This is a genomic window from Pseudomonas citrullilanati (genome assembly GCF_030580855.1).
Lineage (GTDB): Bacteria > Pseudomonadota > Gammaproteobacteria > Pseudomonadales > Pseudomonadaceae > Aquipseudomonas > Aquipseudomonas citrulli.
The window spans coordinates 70,538-85,868 of the sequence record NZ_JAUQOP010000005.1; the positions used below are offsets into that span (position 1 = coordinate 70,538).

At 59.2% G+C, this 15,331-nt stretch carries 9 protein-coding genes; 5 read left to right on the top strand and 4 right to left on the bottom strand.

Annotation, left to right across the window (positions count from 1 at the left end; translation table 11 throughout):
* Positions 1-164: 164 nt before the first annotated feature.
* Positions 165-1,460: a hypothetical protein gene (locus tag Q6A48_RS05910; RefSeq protein ID WP_304552616.1), complete on the bottom strand. Its 1,296-nt coding sequence runs from the start codon at positions 1,458-1,460 to the stop codon at positions 165-167.
* An 81-nt stretch (positions 1,461-1,541) separates the two neighbouring features.
* Positions 1,542-2,252, bottom strand: a complete 711-nt coding sequence (locus Q6A48_RS25995) for a DUF6875 domain-containing protein (RefSeq protein ID WP_369811668.1) — start codon at positions 2,250-2,252, stop codon at positions 1,542-1,544.
* 1,396 nt (positions 2,253-3,648) lie between these two features.
* Here Q6A48_RS25995 and Q6A48_RS05915 point away from each other — a divergent pair.
* The 3 genes from Q6A48_RS05915 to Q6A48_RS05925 all read left to right on the top strand — a co-directional run bounded on the left by Q6A48_RS05915 (position 3,649) and on the right by Q6A48_RS05925 (position 10,376).
* Positions 3,649-7,101, top strand: a complete 3,453-nt coding sequence (locus Q6A48_RS05915) for an alpha/beta fold hydrolase (RefSeq protein ID WP_304552617.1) — start codon at positions 3,649-3,651, stop codon at positions 7,099-7,101.
* 134 nt (positions 7,102-7,235) lie between these two features.
* On the top strand, positions 7,236-9,104 hold the full coding sequence (locus Q6A48_RS05920) for a c-type cytochrome (protein ID WP_304552618.1): 1,869 nt from the start codon (positions 7,236-7,238) through the stop codon (positions 9,102-9,104).
* Positions 9,105-9,131: 27 nt separating this feature from the next.
* On the top strand, positions 9,132-10,376 hold the full coding sequence (locus Q6A48_RS05925; protein WP_304552619.1) for a metallophosphoesterase: 1,245 nt from the start codon (positions 9,132-9,134) through the stop codon (positions 10,374-10,376).
* Positions 10,377-10,477: 101 nt separating this feature from the next.
* Here the strand turns inward: Q6A48_RS05925 and gbca are convergent, their stop codons facing one another.
* Positions 10,478-11,773: a glycine betaine monooxygenase oxygenase subunit gene (gbca, locus tag Q6A48_RS05930; RefSeq protein ID WP_304552620.1), complete on the bottom strand. Its 1,296-nt coding sequence runs from the start codon at positions 11,771-11,773 to the stop codon at positions 10,478-10,480.
* A gap of 283 nt (positions 11,774-12,056) precedes the next feature.
* On the opposite strand from gbca, the gene gbcB reads away from it, so the two are divergent.
* Positions 12,057-13,157, top strand: coding sequence for a glycine betaine monooxygenase reductase subunit (gbcB, locus tag Q6A48_RS05935; protein WP_304552621.1), 1,101 nt, complete (start codon positions 12,057-12,059; stop codon positions 13,155-13,157).
* Positions 13,158-13,369: 212 nt separating this feature from the next.
* Here the strand turns inward: gbcB and Q6A48_RS05940 are convergent, their stop codons facing one another.
* Complete coding sequence (locus tag Q6A48_RS05940) at positions 13,370-14,410, bottom strand: threonine aldolase family protein (protein ID WP_304552622.1); 1,041 nt, start codon at positions 14,408-14,410, stop codon at positions 13,370-13,372.
* A gap of 194 nt (positions 14,411-14,604) precedes the next feature.
* On the opposite strand from Q6A48_RS05940, the gene Q6A48_RS05945 reads away from it, so the two are divergent.
* Positions 14,605-15,309, top strand: coding sequence for a TraX family protein (locus Q6A48_RS05945; RefSeq protein WP_304552623.1), 705 nt, complete (start codon positions 14,605-14,607; stop codon positions 15,307-15,309).
* Positions 15,310-15,331: the final 22 nt, after the last annotated feature.

Genomic DNA, 15,331 nt, shown 5'->3' on the forward strand with positions numbered 1-15,331 from the left:
CTTCATCGACAGGTACGCCGCTATTCGCGAGCAGGCTCACTCCCACCGTCATTTAATCCTGTTACTCACAATCCCTGTGCGTCCGCCTGTGGATAACCTGTTCGCCCCTCGCTGAACCCCGCGTCAAACAAGCCCTACAGCCCTGCGATCAAAAAATGATCAGCCTAACTAGCGGTTTTTACTGGCTTTTCCGTATGTCTCGAGTTCATATGCCGCACTTCAATAACTATTTTCCCCGCAGCGATTCTTTCAATCTCGGCGTTTAGATCCTCTCTATTGAATTTGTCCAGGTTGGCATCCCACTCGTCAAGCAGAAAAATATCCACAGGCTGAGCCAATAATTCCAATATTTGTTTCATTTGGCGCTGCCCTGTTGAGAGGTTTTCATGGGGTTCGGAAAAATTTATATCGGGAGATATGAGTACCGATTCTTTAGGAAGGGACTTGAGAAGCTTTAGAAAGGATGATTTTCCGGACCCGTTGTCGCCTTGTATTAGGTAGCGCCCTGGTTCCAACTGTTTCTTAGTCAACTTCTTCTGGAAGCTCACTAATTCATACGTTTCACAAGTGGCAACGTTTGTGATAGAGATGTTCTCTATGTTTATCTGCGAAGCAATATCTTGCCTTTCAAGAGAACGGGTGAATTGGATTAGGTTGTCTACCTTTCGTCTCACAATCACGAATTGACTCCCATACATGCTGAGTGCATGGACGCTCCCGAATAATTGTAATGTTCTCGGCAATACAGCAACTAATACTCCTAGCGGAACAGCTGATTCCGAAGGCAAGTAAAGTGCGGCTATAATAATGAGTACCGCCGCGCAGATGGGCAGACAGGCAATAATTTGTTCGAGTAACACATATTTTTCCGTGGTTCGAAAGTACGTCTCTGATTGCTCTGAATACCTTGCTCTTCTGAGTTCAAACATCTTGGAGCTGGCGAAATGGCAGTTGTGCCATAAAGGCTCAACTTCTAGGAGGGCCTGGAGTTTAGTCTTCTGCATGCTAGTGGCATATGCATCTATTTTACCTCTCATCATAAAAACAAATAGAACTGAAATGATGAGAGAGGTGAGCAGGGCGCTAGAGACCCAATAGCCAAGCGTTAAATAAAAAACGGTGAGCGTAAGAATGATGTTGCAGTAAGTGGAGAACATTCCAATGTAAAAGGCGGCGGCGTGCTCTATCGTGCCTGCCGCTTCACCCGTCAGCCAGCTGGTTGTCATTTTATTATTCTTGGAGGAGGAAAGGCTAATATCTTTCCTCATCGATAAGAAAGTGCGAATGACATATTCCTTCCAGGTTGCGTTTTGTAATCGTACACGTAGCAGTTCCCCAGCAGAGCTAACGAGGTAGGCAAATAGCGCGAAAGCAAAAAAACATATAATGTAAGCTTTGATAGATGAATATCTTTGAGATGAGAGTGCCTCCCCCGCCAAGGCAATGAAGTAGGTGGACAATGCAAGACTTATTTGTTGAAGAAAAGCCAGCGTTATTGAAAGTATGAATAATCGGTTTCTTATGAACATTTGTATGGTTCTCTAAAGGAATAGAGTCAAGATCATCACGGTAGTGACCAAGCACGATGCCAGAAGCAATCTGGAAAAAATTATTTTATAAGTAATAAATTTTCTTAATGTTATGGCTTTGGCAAGTTGTAAATCCGTATAGGATGAGCGCCTGTCTGCGGAGAAATGGCGTATAAAGGCGCTGAGAAATATGTGCTTTGATTTTAGAGAATAATGATCGGGTTCTAAAAAAACTAAATCACTGGCTGTGATATCACGAAGCACAAGAATGGGCGTTGGTGTTCGGAGTGGGTAGTATTCTGAGCTATGTAAACTAGGTGCTGAGCTGGTTCTGTATAGTGCTCCAAGCATCATTGATTGACGAATGCATTGCTCTTTGTTTCTAATGTGTATCTTTAAAAGTTCCTCGATGCTGAAGTCTTCGGGGAATAGTATTATTATGGCTCCGAATGTTTTTTTATCTCGATGTGATGTGTAAAATTTTAAGCAATTAGTTATGGTTTCATCGCAATTATGCTGAGGCTCAAAGTAAGTGAAATAAATTTCTTGATTTTTTATCGCCTGAGGCATGAAAGGACAGACTACACCATTGCGATGAGGGTGCTTGGAGGTTAAAAAAGATTTTATATAAGGAAGTATATCGGTATAGGCGTTCCGGACAAAATCGGGAACGTTTCTACTCTCAAATGAGTCAATTGACCATAGTGGTGGCTGATTATCCATAACCTTATCAAGGTAAAGCCCTTTATGGGCTTTACCTTGTTCTCCCTGATCTAGTCGATTATTTTTTTACCATTTCCAGCCGCCTCCCGGCACTCCTCCGCCGGGGCACAAGACTCCGCCTGGCCCGAGTACGGCACAAGATTGAAGTGGTTTAATTAATTGTTGAAATGCCAAGGATAGGCGAGTCGTCCAGTTAGACTGAGCGACTTTCGAAAATGTAATGTCTGGAAACTTCTGCAAAAAAGCAGAGGATTGTGGAGAAGAAAAATCTGATTCCATGTTCATAAACTCCTTTTAGAACATGAGATGGTTGGTTGCTAATGATAGCGAATATCATTCTTGTTTCTAGGAGGCGCTTTGTCAAATGCCTTCAGTAAAAAAGGATTACCAAATCTATAAGTGAGAATCCTTACCAATTGAGTTGCAGTACCATATGTAGCCATTATTTCTTGTACCCCTGTGGATCAGCGTTGAGCTACGTACCTCACATCAGAGCAAGCTCAGACAGCATGTTCAGGCCTGGTCTTAGGCTTCTAAGGTTACTGAGTTGGGTATAAACCTCGCTAACGGTCGTCCCCAACCTCTGTTAACGTTCTTGTGGATAAGTTGTTCATCGTTGTCCGAAATACATACCTCCCGGCCCTTGTGTTGAGTTGCTCATTAAGTGATCAATTCATTCGTATTGAACTGAAAACTCAGAAAAAAGCCTGTGATTACGGGCGTCTGTTGAATTTTCCACAGGCGCGTCAAAATTACCCCCAAACGCTGTTGATGCTTCTGTGGATAAGTTGTTTGCTCACCTCTAGGCGCCCCGTATAGCAGGGCTCCGCGAGATCTGATCAGAATTTGATCGGATATGACATCGCACCTAAGCCCTGTTCATAAGTCACGGTTTTTTTCGATTTATCAGTTAGATCAGGTGATGTGGTCGCACTTGTCCCCATTTGCTGTGGGTGGCTATGTGGATAACTTGTTCGCGAACAGCTGCAAGCCACGTTGGCTATAGTCCAGAACGCGATAGATCAAATTTCGTACAGTTCTAAGGAACCCCCTTGACGCAGGTCGGTCGCCTGTCTTCACTCATGGCACAAGGACACCGCTTCTTTTTATCCATTCCAGGTTCAGGGAGAACACATGATGGATAGCCCGCCACCCTGTACCCATCGATTTTTCCCCGTGACCTGTCTTGCGGCGCGTCCCGTTGCATTGCCCAGGCGTACGCGCCGGCGGGCCGCCAACCAGCGTGCGCGGCTATAGCGCCCCGAGCCTGGCTGATTCCCCCTGACACCGCTGACTGCCGCTCCTTCCCTTTACGGGAAGAGTGGCCAGGCGTTCGCACGCCTATCGATTCACAGGCAACCGCAGAGTTGCCCCATCTGCCTGAGAGGACTTGAACATGACACGGATCTCGACCCCCATCAGCCAAATCCAGGAACACTACGACGTCGTTGTCATCGGTTCGGGCTACGGCGGAGGCATTGCGGCCTCGCGCCTGTCCCGGGCCGGGCGCAAGGTGTGTCTGCTGGAGCGGGGCCGGGAGATACAGCCCGGCGAGTACCCCAACACCCTGCTCGCCGCCACCGAGGAGTTGCAGGTGCATGACCCGGACGGCCACATCGGCTCGCGGACCGGGTTGTTCGACCTGCACGTCAACGCCCAGCAGAATGTGGTGGTGGGCTGCGGCCTGGGCGGTACCTCGCTGATCAACGCCAACGTTTCGCTGGAGCCGGAGCCTGGGGTGTTCGAGGACCCGCGCTGGCCGCAGGCGGTGCGCGAGCATCGCGACACGCTGCTCAAGGACGGTTACGCGCGGGCCAGGGAAATGCTCAAGCCCAATGCGTATCCAGACTCGGCACCCAACCTGCCCAAGCTCGACGCCCACAAGAAGTCGGCCGACTACCTCAAGCAGGGCGCGCATTTCTACAAGCCGCCGATCAACGTCACGTTCGACAAACTGCCCAACAACCTCAACCACGTGGGGGTCGAGCAGTTGCCATGCAATGGCTGCGGCGACTGCGTCTCCGGTTGTAACAACAAGGCCAAGAACACCACCTTGATGAACTACCTGCCGGATGCCTGGAACCACGGCGCAGAGATTTTCTGCCAGGCCGAGGTGCGGCACCTGGAGCGCGACGGCGATGGCTGGATCGTGCACTTCCAATACCTGGACAGCGGCCGCGAGCTGTTCTCGGCGCCGACCCTGTTCGTACGGGCCGACATCGTCGTGGTGTCTGCCGGGACCCTGGGCTCCACCGAGATCCTGTTGCGCTCGCGGGACAAGGGCCTGGTCATGTCCGACCAGTTGGGCGAGCACATGAGTGGCAACGGCGACATCCTCGGCTTCGGCCACAACTGCGACCAGGCCATCAACGGCATCGGTTTCGGCGCCCATTCGGCCAAGGAGCTGGAACCGGTGGGGCCGTGTATCACGTCGATCATCGACATGCGCACCGAAGGCGACTGGCGCAGCCGCATGGTCATCGAGGAAGGCTCGATCCCCGGCGCCCTCGGCCGGCCCATGGTGCCGAGCATGGCGGCGTTCGCCGGGATGATCGGGGTTCCCACCGACACCGGTTTCGGTGCCAGCCTCAAGTACAAGGGGCGCGAGGCCGAAAGCTTCCTGCGCGGGCCTTACTACGGCGCGCTGCACAACATGCAGACCTACCTGATCATGAGCCATGACAACGGCCAGGGACGCATGGTGCTCGACAGCCAGGACCAGTTGCGCATCGACTGGCCCGGCGTCGGCGAACAGGAGAACGTCACCCTGGGCAACGAGCGCCTGCACCAGAGCACCAAGGCCCTGGGCGGGATCTGGGTCGAGAACCCGATCTGGACCAAGTTGCTCAGGCACAGCATCGTCTCGGTCCATCCCCTGGGCGGCTGCGTGATGGGCGAGGACGCGACGCAAGGGGTGGTCAACCACAAGGGCCAGGTGTTCAGTGGCGCCAGCGGCACGCAGGTCTACCCCGGGTTGTACGTGGCCGACGGCGCGGTGATCCCGACCTCCCTGGCGGTCAATCCGCTGCTGACCATCTCGGCGGTGAGCGAGCGCAACATGGGCCTGCTGGCGGCGGATCGGGGCTGGACCATCGACTACACGTTGCCTTCGGCGCCAAGCAAGCCAGTGGCGGTGCCGACCCTGGGTGTGCAGTTCACCGAGACCATGAAGGGCTATTTCTCCACCGCCTTCACCCAGGCCCAGGGTACCGACCTGACGCTCTACGAAGCGGCGGCCAAGCGCGGCAAGGCCGATAACTCACCCATCGAATTCACCCTGACCATCACCGTCGACGATCTCAACCGCCTGATCAAGGAACCGGAACACGCCGCGACATTGGTAGGCACCCTGGACGCGCCGCTGCTTTCGCCGCAGCCGCTGGTCGCCAGCGATGGGGTGTTCAACCTGTTCGAGGAGTACTCGCAGCAGGTCGGCGTGCGGCACATGAACTACGACATGAAGCTGACCGCCGAGGACGGTACGGACTACTACTTCAGCGCGTTCAAGACCGTGCCCGAGGACAACGGCGTGCTGAACATCTGGCACGACACCAGCACGCTCTACGTCACCTTGTATCGCGGGCCGGACAAGACCGGCGCGGTGCTCGGCTCGGGCGTGATGCACATCCTGCCGGCCGATTTCGCCAAGCAGATGACCACCATGAAAGTGCTCAACGCCCGCAATGAGCGTGAGCGAGTCGAGGCCTTGGCGCGGTTCGGCAAGTTCTTCGCCGGCATCCTCTGGGAGAGCTACGGCGGGGTGTTCGCTGGCGATGTCTACTTCAACCCGGACGCGCCGCCCCGGTTGAAGCGGCCCCTGGATGCACCGGCGCCGGTCGTGCATTTCTTCCAGACCGACGACCACGTCGAGTTGCGCCTGACGCGTTACCAGGCCGGCACCAAGGGCCCGGTCATGCTGGTGCACGGCCTGGGGGTGGGGTCGAACATCTTTTCCACCGACACCATCCACACCAACCTGCTGGAGTACCTGTGCAAGCACGGGTACGACGTCTGGCTGCTGGACCTGCGGGTGAGCATCCTGTTGCCGGCCAGCAAGCATGAATGGAATGGCGACCAGGTGGCCCAGTACGACTTCAAGGCGGCCATCGAACAGATCCAGCAGGCGACGCTGGCCCGTGATGTGCAATGCGTGGTGCATTGCTACGGGGCGACGACGTTCTTCATGTCGCTGCTGGCGGGCCTGCAAGGCGTGCGCTCGGTGGTCTGCTCACAAATTGCCGCCGACACGGTGGTGGCCACGGCCACCGGCTTGAAGGCCGGCCTGCACTTGCCGGGCATGCTCGACGCAATCGGCATCAAGTCCCTGACGGCCTACGCCGACACCAAGGAGAACTGGTTCAACAAACTCTACGACAAGGCGCTCAACGGCTATGCGCGGATCGAGGCCCAGGGTTATTGCACCAACCCGGTCTGCCACCGCATCACCTTCATGTACGCCTCGCTGTACCGCCACGACACCCTCAACGAGACCCTGCACGACAACCTGCATGAGCTGTTCGGCGAATCGAACATGCACACCTTCGAGCACCTGGCGCTGATCGTGCGCAAGGGGCACTTGGTGGACTTCAAGGGCAACGACGTCTACATGCCGCATTTCGATCGGTTGAAGTTGCCGATCTGCTTCATCAGCGGCGCGGACAACCAGTGCTACCTGCCGCAAAGCACCCTCAAGACCTATCAGCGACTGTGCGAGCTGCACGGCCCGCAGTTGTTCAGCCGCCACGAAGTGCCGGGCTACGGCCATATCGACTGCATCTTCGGCAAGGACGCGGTGAAGGATGTGTACCCGATCATTCTCGGGCATCTGGAGAAGACGGCGCTGGGTTAGGACCGAGTCGACTTCTTCGCGAGCAGGCTCGCTCCCACAGGAGATCGCAACCCCATGTGGGAGCGAGCCTGCTCGCGAAGACGGCCTGCAGGACGCTGCATCTCGTGAGTCAGGAATAAGGAAAAAGGATGCCCATGAACACTTACATCCGTTGGTTCCAACGCGTCATCTGGATCGGGATCGTCATGAACATGGTGTTCGCGATCCCGGCGTTGTTCGCGCCGGCGTTGCTGACGTCCATGCTGGGCCTGCCGCCGGTATTGTCCGATCCCTGGCTGGAGAACACTGGCATGTTGCTGGTGGGCATCAGCCTGTTCTACATGCCGTCGGGGTTCGACGCGCCGCGCTTCGTGGTGAACTCGTGGCTGTGCGTGCTCTCGCGCCTGGTGGCGGTGGTGTTCTGGGTCTACCTGATCAACACCAGCGACCAGGGGTCGCTGTTCGTGCCGATGCTGATGGGCGACTTGAGCATGTTCCTGGTGCTGGGCGGGCTGCTGTACCTGGGCAGTCCCCAGGCCAATCGCCCACTGGCCTTGCTCCGCAGCGGTTGGCGGCAGTGGCGCGAGCGCTGGGCGCGGCGCTGGCAGAGGCCCGGGTTCAAGACCGGCGCGCTGGTGGTGGTGCTGGTCCTCGGCTTCATCGGTTACCAGACCTGGTACCAGATGATCCGCGAGGTGCCGCAGCCGGACTTCGCCTCCGACGAGGACCACTACAAGTACGCGGCCATCGGCCTGGGCATCGAGGCGCGGATCCCGTACTACCTGTTCGCCGTACTGCCGCAGATGTGCCCGGAAAAGATGCCCAAGCCGGGTGGCTACGAGGTTTTCGGTTTCCTCTATGAAAACGGCAATGACTTGCCCATCGGCATGGCCAAGCGCCAATTGGGCTACCCCACCGTGGAGCCCAACTGCGCCCTGTGCCACACCGGCTCCTACCGGGCCAATGCCAGCGATGTCGCCATACCGGTCGCCACCGCGCCGGCCAATACCCTGCAACTGCAAGCCTTCCAGTGGTTCGCCTACGATTGCGCCAGCGACCCGAAATTCACCCCCGACGCGGTCATGGCCGCGATCAACAGCAAGTTCCAGCTGGGCTTTTTCGAGAAGTTGTACAACCGCTACCTGATCATCCCGATGGCCAAGAGCGCGCTGCTCAAGCAGAAACAGGCCTACGCCTGGCAGAAACTGCGTCCGGCCCAGGGGCCGGGGCGGACCGACACGTTCAACCCGACCAAGATGGTGGTGTTCGGCTTCCCGGATGACTCCACCATCGGCACCGTGGACTTGCCCCAGGTCTGGAACCAGAAACCCCGCGAGTCGATGTACCTGCACTGGGACGGCAATAACAACAAGATCCATGAGCGCAACTACGCCGCGGCGATGGCGGTGGGCGCGACGCCGGAGTCGGTGCTGCCGCCCAGCTTCAACCGCGTGACCAACTGGCTGCTGGGCCACAAGGCGCCGGCCTGGCCGTTTGCCCTGGACCAGGCGAAAGTCGCCCAGGGCCAGCCGATCTGGGAGAAGAACTGTGCCGGTTGTCATGATTTTGGCCGCGCCGACACCGGTCAGGTCACCACTGACATCGACCAATTGGGCACCGACCCCCATCGCCTGGACTCCTTCACCACCGGCCTGGTGACGGCGTTCCACACGTTCAAGAAACCGCCGTTCGACTTCGACGCCTACCGCAAGACCCAGAGCTACAGCAACACGCCGACCGACGGCATCTGGTTGCGTGCGCCGTACCTGCACAACGGCTCGGTGCCGACCCTGTGGGATTTGCTGCAGCCGCCGGAGCAGCGTCCGCAGGTGTTCTACACCGGTTCCGATATCTACGACCCGCAGAAGGTCGGGTTCGTCACTAGCGGCGCGCAGATGAAGGCGTCGGCGGACTCCAAGTACGACACTCGCCTGGAAGGCAACCACAACGGCGGCCACCTGTACGGCACGCAGCTGTCGGACGTCGATAAGCGGGCCCTGATCGAATTCATGAAGACCCTGTAGCCCAGGGCATTGCGAAGGAGCGTCCACATGTCATTACTGCACCATTGGGAACATGAGTTCGACAAGGTCAAGGTCCGCCTGCACGGCTTGGTCACGCGGCTGGAGATGTCCTGGAAGAAACTGGTCAACGACCTGGAGCCCGAGGAGTTCCAGGCCATCGTCAAGTTGCTGCAGCGCGGCCACGATCAGGCGCGACACGTGATCGAACACGGCGACCTGCCGGATGACGAACCGGCCGTGCCGTGGGAGCTGTCCCACGGCCTGTCGATCCTGAAGATCGGCCACGCCGAACCCCTGCCGCAGAGCGAGGACGAACTGCCGACACGGGTACTCAAGGACGGCACGTTGCTGGGCTGTCGCAAATGGGAGCTGCTGGACCTGTTGTGGAGCGAGGCCCTGCTCAAGTGGATCGAGAACCTGCGGCATCATGCGCCGTTCGCCACCACCCCGGCGCTGGTGAAAATGGACCGCGACGTGGTGCTGGCGATCGCCGGCGACTGGGGCACGGGGCCGTTCGACAGCCATGCGCCGGCGGTCGCGGTCGCCAACCAGATGCAACTGGCCCAGGCCGACTTCACCATTCACCTGGGGGACGTGTATTACGCCGGCACCCATTCCCAGGAAGACGTCGACATGGTCGGCTGGCCCCAGGGCAAGCACGGTTCCTTCACCCTCAATTCCAACCACGAGATGTACAGCGGCGCCCACGGCTACTTCAAGGAGCTGGCCAAGCGCTTCCCGGTGCAGCAGGGCACCAGTTACTTCGCCTTGTACAACGACGACTGGCTGGTGGTCGGCCTCGACAGCGCCTATGCGTCGGACGCCATGAACCTGTACATGGACGGCACCCTCAACGCCCAGCAGATCGACTGGATGAAAGGCCTGCCCAAGCGCAAGAAACTGATGGTGCTCAGTCACCACCAGGGCTTCGATATTTCCGGGCACCACAAGACCGCGCTGTACCAGCCGGTGTGCGACGCCTTGGGCCGTGAGCCGGACTATTGGTACTGGGGGCATTTGCACAATGGCATCTGCTACGCCACCCAGGGCGGCCTGCACGCGCGCTGCGCCGGGCACGGCGCGATTCCCTACGGCACCACCAGCGAACTGAACGGGCATGCGCGGGTGTTGTGGTCGGAGACGCAACTGGCGGGGGATGAGGCGTACCCGGAGCGGGTGCTGAACGGGTATGTGAAGGTGCAGTTGAGCGGGGAGGCGATTGTCGAGACGTTTTATGGGGAGGATGGCAGCGTGCGGTGGTCTTCCAAATAGGCGGTGAATGTCAGACCGCTATCGCGAGCAAGCTCGCTCCCACAGGTTTGTGAACGACACCGAACCCTGTGGGAGCGGGCTTGCCCGCGATGCTTTTGACTTTAGCCCTGGACCGGCACGCCCTTGAGGTACGGCGCCGGTTCGGCCCCCAGGTTGTTGAGCATGCGCTCGCTGTACCAGTCGACGAAGTTCACCACGCCGAACTCATAGGTCTTGGAGTACGGGCCTGGCTGGTAGGCGGTGGAGTTGATGCCACGCTGGTTCTCTTCGGCCAGGCGACGGTCCTGGTCGTTGGTGGCGTCCCAGACCTCACGCATGCGCGCGACGTCGTAGTCGACGCCTTCGACCGCGTCCTTGTGCACCAGCCACTTGGTGGTGACCATGGTTTCCTGGGCGCTGATCGGCCATACGGTGAACACGATGATGTGGTCGCCCATGCAGTGGTTCCACGAGTGCGGCAGGTGCAGGATGCGCATCGAGCCCAGGTCCGGGTTCTTGATGCGGCCCATCAGCTTGGCGCAGCCTTGCTTGCCGTCCATGGTCATCGACACGGTGCCCTTGAGCAGCGGCATGCGCACGATGCGGTTGCGCAGGCCGAAGCTGGCGTGGGCGTAAGGGATCTTCTCGGCTTCCCAGGCGGCGGCGGAAGCGGCCACGTGGTCCTTGAATGCCTGGTCGGCCCGTGGGTCGGTGACGTCGTCCCATTCCAGCAGGGTCTTGAGCAGTTCCGGGTGCGAACCGCCGCAGTGGTAGCACTCGCGGTTGTTTTCCAGCACCAGTTTCCAGTTGGCCTTTTCCATCAAGGTGGTTTGCACCGCCACCTTGGTGTTCTCCATGTCGTACGGTTCCATGTAGTGGTTCAGCGTCGACAGGAAGTCGTCGATGGCCGGTGGGTTCTGCGCCAGGCTGATGAAGATGTAGCCGCCGGCGGTCTTCACGTTCACCGGCTTGAGGCCGTACTGCTTCATGTCGAAGTCGGCGCCCATTTCGGTGCCGGCGAACAGCAGGCGGCCGTCCAGCTCGTAGGTCCATTGGTGGTAATGGCAGACCAGCTTGGCCACCTTGCCTTTTTCGCTGGTGCACAGGCGCGAACCGCGATGGCGGCAGACGTTGTGGAAGGCATGCACCACGCCGTCGGCGCCGCGAATCACGATGATCGGGTTCTTGCCGACCTGCAGGGTCAGGTAGTTGCCCTTGGCCGGGATCTCGCAGGTCATGCCCGCGATCAACCATTCCTTCTGGAAGATCTCCTGCATGTCGATATCGAACAGGCGCTCGTCGCTGTAGAACGGCTGGGGCAACGAGAACGTGCGCTCGCGCTCCTGCAGCATCTGTGCGGTGGCCTTGCGTGCGGGTTCCAGCGGATCGCCCAGGCTCAAGGTTGTGGTCACGTCCATCGTTTTATCCTCATGGCCATCTGTGTGGCCGGCGAAATAGGGCTAGTCGGTTGTGCTACGCAAGGCAGAAAACGTTGTTTGTCTGTTGGGGCGAGTGTGGGGCCGCGCAGGGCTGGAACCTTATCCATGGGCGACATGGCCCAATCTGTTCCCGACGCGCAAGCCCCGGTGGTTGGGGGCTGGTCGCGATAAGTATGTCAATGTCGCGAATAGGTAAACGGCGGTGTCGGGGCCTGCGCACAATCGCCAACATGAAGGCCGGCAGTCGGCCGTGGAGATGAGCATGTCCAATAATTTCCTGAACCCGGTCACCACCCAGACCTGGGCCAATGGCCGACATATCGTGCGGTGCGTCAAAGTCATCCAGGAAACCTGGGATGTGCGCACGTTCTGTTTCATGGCCGACCAGCCGATCATGTTCTTTTTCAAGCCGGGGCAGTTCGTCACCCTGGAGCTGGAAATCGAAGGCGAGCCGGTCATGCGCTCCTACACCATCTCCAGCTCGCCGTCGGTGCCCTACAGCTTTTCGGTGACCATCAAGCGTGTGCCGGGGGGCAAGGTCTCGAACTGGCTGCACGACACCCTGCACGAGGGCCAGGAGCTGGCGGTGCACGGGCCGGTGGGGCTGTTCAATGCCATCGACTTCTCCAGCCCCAAGGTGCTCTACCTCAGCGGCGGCGTCGGCATCACCCCAGTGATGTCCATGGCGCGCTGGTACTACGACACCAACGGCAACGTCGACATGGTGTTCATCCACAGCGCTCGTTCGCCCAAGGACATCATCTACCACCGCGAGCTGGAGCACATGGCGTCGCGGATCGACAACTTCAGCCTGCACCTGATTTGTGAAAAGCACGGCCTGGGCGAACCCTGGGCCGGCTACCGCGGCTACCTGAACCACAAGATGCTGGAGCTGATGGCGCCGGACTTCATGGAGCGCGAAGTGTTCTGCTGCGGCCCGACGCCGTACATGAACGCGGTCAAGCGGTTGCTGGAAGCGGCTGGCTTCGACATGAAGCGTTACCACGAGGAGTCCTTCGGCGCGACGCCACCGGAAGCCCGGGCCGACGCCGTGGAGCAAGCCGAACAGGCCGCCGAAGCGCCGGAAGTCGACGTGGCGGACCTGCACCTGGTGGAATTCACGGCCTCGGGCAAGAGCATTCGCGTGGGCCCGGGGGAAACCGTCCACGCCGCCGCCGCCAAGCTCGGCATGATGATCCCCAAGGCCTGCGGCATGGGCATCTGCGGCACCTGCAAGGTGTTGAAGCTGGGTGGGGAAGTGGAGATGGACCACAACGGCGGGATCACCGAGGACGACGAAGCCGAAGGCTACATCCTGTCGTGCTGCAGCGTGCCGAAGGGGGACGTGCGGATCGAGTTTTGATCAGCACTCTCACTGGTGGGCGCTGAAGATCTTGTGGCGAGGGGATTTATCCCCGTTGGGCCGCGAAGCGGCCCCAAAGCAGTCAACTCGGTTAACCTGATACACCGCATCCGCAGGTTTTAGGGCTGCTTCGCAGCCCAGCGGGGATAAATCCCCTCGCCACGGATAGACTTCTTCCACAAATGGGCTGGGCAGGCTTTGAGTCTGTCGTCCTAGCCCACCATCACTTCCCGAATGTCCGCCGCCAATTCCCGCACCCGCGCCTCTTCGGTATCCCACGAACACATGAACCGGGCGCCGCCCTTGCCGATGAAGGTGTAGAAGCGCCAGCCCTTGGCCGTCAGGGCGGTGATGGCCGCTTCCGAGAGTTGCAGGAACACGCCGTTGGCCTGCACCGGGAACATCAGTTCCACCCCAGGAATGTCGCTCACCAGTTGCGCCAGCAGTTGGGCGCAGTGATTGGCGTGGCGGGCATGCTTGAGCCAGGCGTCGTCTTGCAACAGGCCGACCCAGGGCGCGGACAGGAAGCGCATCTTCGAGGCCAGTTGCCCGGCCTGCTTGCAGCGGTAATCGAAGTCTTCGGCCAGGTCGTGGTTGAAGAACAGGATCGCCTCGCCCACCGCCATGCCGTTTTTCGTCCCGCCGAAGCACAGCACGTCCACGCCGGCTTTCCAGGTCAGGTCGGCCGGGGAGCAGCCGAGGAATGCGCAGGCGTTGGAAAACCGGGCGCCGTCCATGTGCAGGTTCAGCCCCAGCTCCTTGCAGGTGATGCTGATGGCGCGGATCTCTTCCGGGGTGTAGACACTGCCGACTTCCGTGGCCTGGGTCAGGGTCACGACGCGGGGCTTGGGGTAGTGGATGTCCTGGCGCTTGAGGGCGATCTCGCGGATCGACTCGGGGGTCAGCTTGCCGTTCTCGGTGCGTGCCACCAGCAACTTGGAACCGTTGGAAAAGAACTCCGGCGCACCGCATTCATCGGTTTCGACGTGGGCGGTTTCCGAGCAGATCACGCTGTGGTAACTCTGGCACAGCGACGACAGCGCCAGGGAGTTGGCCGCCGTGCCGTTGAACGCGAAGAACACTTCGCAGTCGGTTTCAAACAAGGCGCGGAAATCATCGGCGGCCCGGTGGGTCCACTCGTCATCGCCGTAGGCGCGCTGGTGACCCTGGTTGGCTTCTTCCATGGCGGCCCAGGCTTCGGGGCAAATACCGGAATAGTTGTCGCTGGCAAACTGTTGACTCTTGTCGGTCATGGCCTTGCTCCTGAGATAGAGAGTCCTGGGTAAAGAGTTCCCTGGTGGAAATCCCGGGTGGGGAGTTCCGGGTCCGGCGCGCTTGGGTCCACGACGCCGTGTTCGATGTTGGTGCGCACTTTACCCAAGATTAGCGGGGGAACACACCGGATGTTTCTGTCAGGAATACACAAAGTCATCGGGTCGACCTGCCCATGAGCCGGCGGGACGGCGCGCTGGATCTGCTCAAGTGGCTGGCTCTGTTGGCGATGGTGCTCGATCATCTGCGATATGTCGGTTTCTCCGCCGATGGGTTGTACGTGCCCGGGCGCCTGGCCTTCCCGTGGTTCTGCCTGGCGATGGCGGCGAACCTGGAACGAGGCGCGGCCAGCGCCGGCTCAGGGCGCTACCTGGGCTGGCTGCTGGTGTTCAGCGCCGTGAGCGAGATTCCCTACCGGCTGTTCTTCCCGGAACCGGCCACCTTGAACGTGCTGCCGACCCTGGCCCTGGGCTTGCTGGTCGCTCGCGGCTGGCTGGTGCCGACATTGTCGGCGCGGGGCCTCGCCACAGTGGCGTTGCTGCTGGCGGCGTGCTGTTCGACGCAACTGATGTTTGGCTTCTTCGGTGTGTTGCTGCCGCTCGCGATGCTGCTGGTGATGCGTCGTCCGGGGTACTTCGCCCTGCTGCCGGGGCTGGTCTGTGTCGCGGCCAATCAATGGCGGGCGCTGTATGGCGCGGCATGGCTGGGGAACTCGGTGGCGTGGTGGGGGCTGCTGGCCTGCCTGTTCGCGCCATGGCTGGGGCGGCTGCTGTTGCGACACGCGGGGTGTTTTCAACCCCCGCCCATGCGGCGCTGGGCCTACGGTCTGTATCCCGCGCATTTCTTGCTGTTGCTCGTGATTCGTGACTGGGTGGCTTGATCGGAACCCCTGTGGCGAGGGG

Coding starts and splice junctions, on each gene's coding strand:
- Q6A48_RS25995 (WP_369811668.1), bottom strand. CDS start 2,252: ATGGATAATCAGCCACCACTATGGTCAATTGACTCATTTGAGAGTAGA.
- Q6A48_RS05915 (WP_304552617.1), top strand. CDS start 3,649: ATGACACGGATCTCGACCCCCATCAGCCAAATCCAGGAACACTACGAC.
- Q6A48_RS05920 (WP_304552618.1), top strand. CDS start 7,236: ATGAACACTTACATCCGTTGGTTCCAACGCGTCATCTGGATCGGGATC.
- Q6A48_RS05925 (WP_304552619.1), top strand. CDS start 9,132: ATGTCATTACTGCACCATTGGGAACATGAGTTCGACAAGGTCAAGGTC.
- gbca (WP_304552620.1), bottom strand. CDS start 11,773: ATGGACGTGACCACAACCTTGAGCCTGGGCGATCCGCTGGAACCCGCA.
- gbcB (WP_304552621.1), top strand. CDS start 12,057: ATGTCCAATAATTTCCTGAACCCGGTCACCACCCAGACCTGGGCCAAT.
- Q6A48_RS05940 (WP_304552622.1), bottom strand. CDS start 14,410: ATGACCGACAAGAGTCAACAGTTTGCCAGCGACAACTATTCCGGTATT.
- Q6A48_RS05945 (WP_304552623.1), top strand. CDS start 14,605: ATGAGCCGGCGGGACGGCGCGCTGGATCTGCTCAAGTGGCTGGCTCTG.